Consider the following 3,488-nt stretch of genomic DNA (forward strand, 5'->3'; position numbering starts at 1 on the left):
CTCTCCCTGAAGATATTTTCTTAGCAGAAGGTTACACGAAAAAAGATAATGAGTTAATAGCTACACCCCGCTTAAAAATGAACTGGCTGTATGGTTGTGGTGAAATGTATACGACCGTTGAAGATATGAAAAGATTAGATGAGGCTATTATGGATGGAAAGCTGATTTCTAAACAAAGCTTATCAGATATGTTTACAGTATCACCTGCGAGAAAATATGGATTTAGCTTCTATATTTACCCAGATTATTATCATAACCACGGTGTATTAGCTGGCTGGAACACTTTTAATAATTTTAACTGGGATAAAAGAACGTTTGTAATATTATTCTCTAACGTACAAAATGGTATGAATGATACATTTAATCAAGAGTTTAGGAAATTAGCGAATGATTTAATAGAAGGAAAATAATTATTTAAAAATCGGTATTGATATAAAATTATCAATACCGATTTTTTTATTTAGTGAACAAGCATGTATGAGAGGGGATTAGTATTAGAATAAATTTATGAAGGAAGTTAAATGATATGGATGTTAAATATAGGAAATGTATTTTGTGAATGTCATCTATTTGTATTGAAATTATGTGATTATCATGCGGAAGAATAATTGGTAATTTTTACATTGATGAAAAAGCTTGAGCTTCACACTATGTTAAGCCTTACAGTATTGTAGACATGAACAGGAGGTTGAAAAATGAAAAAAATAGTAAAGTTTTGTTTAATAGCTACATTATCTACAACGATTATTAGTGGATGTTCTTTTGAAGGGAATAATGAAAATGCCAAAGGGAAAGAGAAAGAGGATAAAAAAGTAGAGGTACAGAAAAACGCTGGAAAATATACGATGCCGGATGAAAAAGATAAACATGAAGGTACATGGCTACAATGGCCTCATGAATACACATATGGTCAAGAGTATAAACAAGAAGTTGAASCTATTTGGATTAAGATGGCAAGTGCTTTAACTGAGGGTGAAAAAGTCCACATTGTTGTATATGATGAGGAAGAGAAAGAGCGAATCAATAAGCTTTTAATAGATAAAGGGCTGAATATGGATAAAGTTGATTTCTTTATCGCTCCTACTGATGATGTGTGGGCAAGAGATAGTGGACCGATTTTTGTTTATGACAATAATAAAAATATGAAAATATTAGATCCAGCATTTAATGGTTGGGGAAAGAAAACTCCATATAAAAATGATGCCCGTATACGTGAGAATGTTAGTAAACAATTAGGGATTGAAAGAATTGATTGGGGGAAATTTGTCCTTGAAGGTGGCGCAATTGAATTAGACAGCAATGGGACTGCTTTATTAACTCGAAGCGCAGTAACGAATAAAAATAGAAATCCTGATTTATCAGAAGCTGAAATTGAAAAATATATAAGTGACCTTGGGGTGACAAACTTTATTTGGTTAGATGGAGTGCCTAATTTAGATATTACTGATTTTCATATTGATGGATTTGCTAAATTCCATGATAAATCTACAATCGTAACGATGGCAGAAGATGACTTGGCTGAATGGGGCTTGTCAAACAAAGATATGGATAAATTGTTAGATGCAAAAAATGCTTCCGGACAGAAATATAAGTACGAATACTTACCGCTTAGTAAAGATAAAGTTACTTTAGAAGGTGGAAAAACTCTAGATTATAAGGGGTCATATATCAATTATTATGTTGGGAATACAGTTATATTGGTGCCTAACTATAATGATCCAAATGACAAAATCGCAAACGATACGATTCAGAAATTATACCCGGATCGTAAAGTAGTGGGAATTGATGTGAGAGAGCTTTATAAAAATGGCGGAATGATCCATTGTGTGACACAGCAACAACCGATTCAATTGAAGTAATCGATTATAGTTTCGTTATGTTGCTTTATAGACAAAATAGGTGAAATGCTATCTTTACTTATTTTGTCTTGTTTTAACATCTGTAACAAGATAGGAATGTATAATTTCAATGTAACGATAATTAAATAAAAGTATATTGTCATTATTGTTTTATATGGAAAAGAAGAAAAATGTTTGTGTTAAAGAATTTAAAAAGAGTATTTTCGTTTTTCCCTATCGTTCTACAGTACATTATAAATGTAGCTTTGATCTGTTTGGGAATTGTTTTAAGTGTGTTTCTTATGAAAGAAGTCATTCAATTTATACAAGAACTTAAATTAAATAGTGAGGAATCTAGTTATCATTTAATTGATAGCATTGTCGTATTCTTTTTATATTTTGAATTCATCGTAATGATTATAAAGTATTTTCAAATGAACTTTCATTTTCCATTACGTTATTTTATATATATAGGTATTACGGCTATTGTTCGTCTAATTATTATAGACCATGATAGTCCAATGGATTCATTGATATATGCTTGCGCGATTCTTGTATTAATTAGTGCTTTATTCATTGCAAATTCTAAAATAATGCGTCGTGATTTAGAAGAGTGAACGTTTGTTGTTTAAATCAAAAAAGATGTTTTATCTTTTGGTAAAAAGGAGTAACAGTATTGAAAGAAATAATCTTAACCAGTTTTATAATAATAGGGTTTATGATTCTACTATTTAATTGTATACTTTCATAATTTAAAAGAATAAAAGGTTAATAAGGAAAGAGGTTTTTGTAARTATGGTTCATTACAATAATCAAAATAGTTTACATCAAATATTTACATTAAAGGGAACAGTKRTAAGAGATATTTTCCCGCAAATTTTATTATATATATGTATTTCAACGATAGTAACTGTGATTAATTATTATTATGTAGAAATAAAAATTAATCAAACTCCTTGGGTAATTGTTGGAGGAGCTTTAGGYCTACTGTTAGTTTTTCGTACTAACACTGCCTATGATAGGTATTGGGAAGGTAGAAAGTTATTTGGAACAGTTGGTGCTTGTACTAGAAATTTGGCAGTTAGTTTTTTATGTTATTGGGAGTCTGAAGGGAAAAAGACGGATCAGGAAAAATTAAAATTTTTAAATTTGTTAATTGCTTTTCCAAAGATAGCGAAAGGACATTTGAGAGACGAAAAAGATTTATCCGAAATAAAAGCATTGTTTGATATTTGTTCTGAGAAGGAAAAAGAAATGTTGGCTGAGTCTATTCATTTACCGATTAGTATAGTTTTTATGTTAAAAACTATACTATCAAAAGGTTTGAAAACGGGTCAAATTCACCCAAATGCAATAATTAATATGGAAGCTGATTTGAATACTCTGCTTACGGCTGTGGGTGGATGTGATCGGATCAAAACAACGCCTATTCCTTTTGCCTATTTTGCWCATATTAAAATTTTACTGCTCATATTTTGCGGGACTTTATCGATTGGTCTTGTTGATAGTCTTGGATGGTTTACAGTACTTGCAACTACGTTTATAAGTTTTGCATTTATAGGGATTGAAGCAATAGGAGTTGAAATTGAGGATCCATTTGGTCAGGATCCAAACGATCTTCCGCTAGAAGGGATTTGCATAGGGGTAGAA

At 30.9% G+C, this 3,488-nt stretch carries 4 protein-coding genes; all 4 read left to right on the forward strand.

The features are described from left to right. A partial coding sequence (locus tag AC1DJR_RS22370) for a serine hydrolase (RefSeq protein WP_477003531.1) occupies nucleotides 1–410 on the forward strand: 410 nt, incomplete at its 5' end. Between the two features lie 285 nt (nucleotides 411–695). Beyond that, nucleotides 696–1,859 carry an agmatine deiminase family protein gene (locus AC1DJR_RS22375; protein WP_477003532.1) on the forward strand — a complete coding sequence of 388 codons (1,164 nt, stop codon included), beginning with the start codon at nucleotides 696–698 and terminating at the stop codon, nucleotides 1,857–1,859. A 176-nt stretch (nucleotides 1,860–2,035) separates the two neighbouring features. Beyond that, nucleotides 2,036–2,455 (forward strand): phosphate-starvation-inducible protein PsiE, encoded by a 420-nt coding sequence (gene psiE, locus AC1DJR_RS22380; protein ID WP_002165314.1) that lies wholly within the window; start codon nucleotides 2,036–2,038, stop codon nucleotides 2,453–2,455. Between the two features lie 178 nt (nucleotides 2,456–2,633). Then, a partial coding sequence (locus AC1DJR_RS22385) for a bestrophin family protein (RefSeq protein WP_477003533.1) occupies nucleotides 2,634–3,488 on the forward strand: 855 nt, incomplete at its 3' end.

The sequence above is a fragment of the Bacillus sp. 05T31 genome, from assembly GCF_056396725.1.